The following is a 3,038-nucleotide window of genomic DNA, read 5'->3' as shown; positions in this document are numbered from 1 at the left end:
CAAAACAACAACGGTGGAGAATGAATGTTGGATATGTTCTAGGGAAGGTTGCAAAAAATGGCAGTTTTCAAAAAAATACCAAAAATGACGAAAGGAGCGGTTTCCCACTCCTTCGTTCCTATCTCCCCTTGCGGGGAAGCGGCCACCATTACTGATGCCGTGTATGCTGATATAGGTACACTTATTTTTCTCAAAAGTCAATAGTGTAAATGCGGTAAATATTTGAGCATCAGAGCTACAACTTTATGAAAATCTTCGCAGGATAATCTTGGAACGGTACGTGAGCAACTTAAACGACTTACAGAAACTGTTGTGACATAATTGCAGATAATCCATGCTTTTTTATTCTCTATAGGAGATTGTATTGGATACGCAGCGGGATTATTGGGTTGTGATTTCGTTGAAAAAGGTAAAACTGTCACATTTCCATATAATTTTGCATTCTTAGAAAGCACTAAAACAGGCCGCTTTTTCCAAAATTCAGGGAGTATCGAATCATGAGGAAAATCACACCAAAAAACTTGTCTGATGCGTGGTGCCGATTTGATTCGTGGTTTTATATGAGGTGGTTTTTCGTAAGGCGCATTTAAATCCCTTTCTTTTATATGCTCACGCCATGCATTATGATCATGTTCCATCATAACACATGGTTCTTCAAGTTTGGTTATATCTAAGGAAATAGGTGATAGGGTAGAAGGCTCTGTGTTTTTATCTTCAGCCATAGCAGACCATTTATATTTATTGGTCCCCTCACTTATTATTTTACGGCTTTTCTATCACGAGTTTTTATCAAAATGTTGCTTATAAGTACAGAGAGGTGAAACCATAAAATGGATGTATCTGCTTATTTTTGTCTTTTGAGTACAACGCTAGAGGAGGGATGTTGGTGACTCGTTGGTGTGGGTGGGTTGGTTTGGCGGTGGGTGGTTTTGGGTGGGGATTGGTGATTGGAGGGTTGTTGGTAGGGGAAAGCGATTGGAGAGAACGAGTGCACGCGGTTTCGTTTCTATTTTATGGTTAGAGTTTTTTATGGATTGAAAGGAGCCCTTTTGAAGTAATATAGAGGCTTATAAGGGAGAAAAATAGGCTTGAGACGACATTCCAACCGGCAAATGAAAGAAAAAGAAAGCGTGCGGATGCTTCAGAACAAGAAGGGGGATGAATGCTATTTAATTGGTTAAGCAGCTGGTTAATGTCTGAGGTTTTTCTGACTGCGCTTAAACCACAGCTGAGGGGAGCTTCCCAAAAGCCATATTCAACACCCGCATGATAAACGGCTAAAACAAGGCTGATGCACATTAAGACAAAAACACACAAAAACAAAAGTTGTATCCAAGCAGTTATGCGAAAAAAATATGCCCCAAAACCTGCTAAGAGCAAAAATGGTATGGCTCCATAATAAGGAAAACGCTCTATGAGACATAAATCGCAAGGAAGATATCCTCCGAAATATTCAAAACCAAGGGCAATACCTATTGTGGCAGACAAGCAAAAAGCGAGAAAAAAAGCCCACAAACTTTGTTCTTTTCTGCTGGGTTCAACATGAAGGTGCTTGTGTAAAAGTGGGTGAGAAGACAAAACGCATGCCATTAAGTCTGTTCCTTATAAAAGCTTCTTGTTTAAAAAAGCTATGAAAATCCCATAAATTAAAAGGAGGCTAACACAACCAATGAGAACAATCCATTTGAAATGCTGTACTAGAAAATTCATTGCTTTTTGCCCAAAATGTTTAATCAGCCACGCGAGAAGATAAAAACGAGCGCCTCTAGAAAAAATACAAATAAGCATGAAAAGTTCAAGACGTACACTCATAACACCGGCCAAAATTGTGACAATCTTGATGGGGGGAAGATGAAAAAAACCTGATGTTATCAGTAAAATGATTAGAAATTGCAGGGTTGCACTATTTTTCAGAGATTCAAAACTTTCAACCTTACCATAAATTTCTAAAATGGGTTTGGCAAGGGTATCATAGGCAAAATGTCCGATAAACCAACCGGCAATGCCTCCTAATACAGAACAGATTGTCGCAATCAAAGCATAGCGATAAACCCGTTTTTGATGGATAAGAAGCATCGGAATATATAAAACATCTATGGGAATTGGAAAAACAGAACTTTCAATAAAGGCAATGAAACCAAGCCAGTGTGGTGCTGTACGCCGATTTGCTAAAGAAATCGTCCAAAGCTTTAATTTGTTTAATATCATGAGGCTTTTATAAGTTTAAGAGGTAAAGACTTTACAAATGAGATTGCTATAAATCCGGTAGAGAAATCCAATAAAGAAAGTATTTCATAAAATAGATAAGAAAATGATATGAATTCTTAAAAAATGAGAAGTCTTCTGTTGACGAATCTGTTCTTCTTCATATAGTGCAAAGGAATAATCGACAAGTCTGTCTTTTATAGTCCTGTCTTTTATAGCAGTGTGCGGGTGTGGTGGAACTGGTAGACGCGCCAGACTCAAAATCTGGTTCCGAGAGGAGTGTCGGTTCGAGTCCGACCACCCGCACCACTTCATAAATATTTTCCTTTATCCTGTTATGGCGCATCACGTTGTTTTATAGAACATGGGATTTATAAAACATGGAATTTATAGACCGTATTCAATGTTTTGTATGTTGAATGAAAAACATTGAATACCGTAGGATTCTTTCATTTCAAGTCTGTTTATAGTAAATCAACTAAAATCATGTCGCTTGTACGTTACAAGCTAGATGAGCTCGCGTGGAGTGAAATTTTACAAAAAATGAATAAAAATGCCTCTTATGCCGTTTCAAGGGCATCATTGGAGGTTAAAGTGTATGATGGATGGGGGTGCCTGCTTGCACTTTTATGAAGTGTAGAGATGGTGCTTTATAGATTTTATATTCTTGTAGGTGCTGTCGCAAAATGGGCTTGAGGGTTTTGAGAGCTGTTTCTTTAAAACACGCATGTGAATTGGCAATCCAAGTGTCTTGAATTTGAGTGTGTTTGGTTTGAAGCGTTGTCGTATGACATGAGGGGCGTGATCGCCAAAAAGATATGTGAGCAACAAAA

The 3,038-nt window shown here is 38.4% G+C and carries 5 protein-coding genes and 1 tRNA gene; 2 read left to right on the top strand and 4 right to left on the bottom strand.

What is annotated here, in order from left to right; translation table 11 throughout:
• Positions 1–197: 197 nt before the first annotated feature.
• Complete coding sequence (locus ACFIL8_RS05605; RefSeq protein ID WP_375613249.1) at positions 198–722, bottom strand: type II toxin-antitoxin system PemK/MazF family toxin; 525 nt, start codon at positions 720–722, stop codon at positions 198–200.
• Positions 723–886: 164 nt separating this feature from the next.
• Here ACFIL8_RS05605 and ACFIL8_RS05600 point away from each other — a divergent pair, with 164 nt between their 5' ends.
• Positions 887–1,021, top strand: coding sequence for a hypothetical protein (locus tag ACFIL8_RS05600; protein ID WP_375613250.1), 135 nt, complete (start codon positions 887–889; stop codon positions 1,019–1,021).
• Here ACFIL8_RS05600 and ACFIL8_RS05595 read toward each other — a convergent pair.
• Both ACFIL8_RS05595 and ACFIL8_RS05590 read right to left on the bottom strand, forming a co-directional pair.
• Positions 1,018–1,590, bottom strand: coding sequence for a disulfide bond formation protein B (locus ACFIL8_RS05595; RefSeq protein WP_375689091.1), 573 nt, complete (start codon positions 1,588–1,590; stop codon positions 1,018–1,020). The two genes, ACFIL8_RS05600 and ACFIL8_RS05595, sit on opposite strands and share 4 nt — an antisense overlap.
• 12 nt (positions 1,591–1,602) lie before the next feature.
• Positions 1,603–2,208, bottom strand: a complete 606-nt coding sequence (locus ACFIL8_RS05590; protein ID WP_375679922.1) for a YqaA family protein — start codon at positions 2,206–2,208, stop codon at positions 1,603–1,605.
• A gap of 221 nt (positions 2,209–2,429) precedes the next feature.
• Between ACFIL8_RS05590 and ACFIL8_RS05585 the strand changes: the two genes are divergently transcribed.
• Positions 2,430–2,514 (top strand) — tRNA-Leu (locus ACFIL8_RS05585).
• 280 nt (positions 2,515–2,794) lie between these two features.
• Here ACFIL8_RS05585 and ACFIL8_RS05580 read toward each other — a convergent pair.
• On the bottom strand, positions 2,795–3,038 hold a 244-nt coding region (locus tag ACFIL8_RS05580), incomplete at its 5' end, for a hypothetical protein (RefSeq protein ID WP_375689089.1).

The organism is Bartonella sp. AP57NXGY, from assembly GCF_042195805.1.
Taxonomy (GTDB): domain Bacteria; phylum Pseudomonadota; class Alphaproteobacteria; order Rhizobiales; family Rhizobiaceae; genus Bartonella.
Note: the sequence above shows the minus strand (reverse complement) of the source record. Positions and strands in the feature narration are given on the sequence as shown.

Coding starts and splice junctions, on each gene's coding strand:
- ACFIL8_RS05605 (WP_375613249.1), bottom strand. CDS start 722: ATGGCTGAAGATAAAAACACAGAGCCTTCTACCCTATCACCTATTTCC.
- ACFIL8_RS05595 (WP_375689091.1), bottom strand. CDS start 1,590: ATGGCATGCGTTTTGTCTTCTCACCCACTTTTACACAAGCACCTTCAT.
- ACFIL8_RS05590 (WP_375679922.1), bottom strand. CDS start 2,208: ATGATATTAAACAAATTAAAGCTTTGGACGATTTCTTTAGCAAATCGG.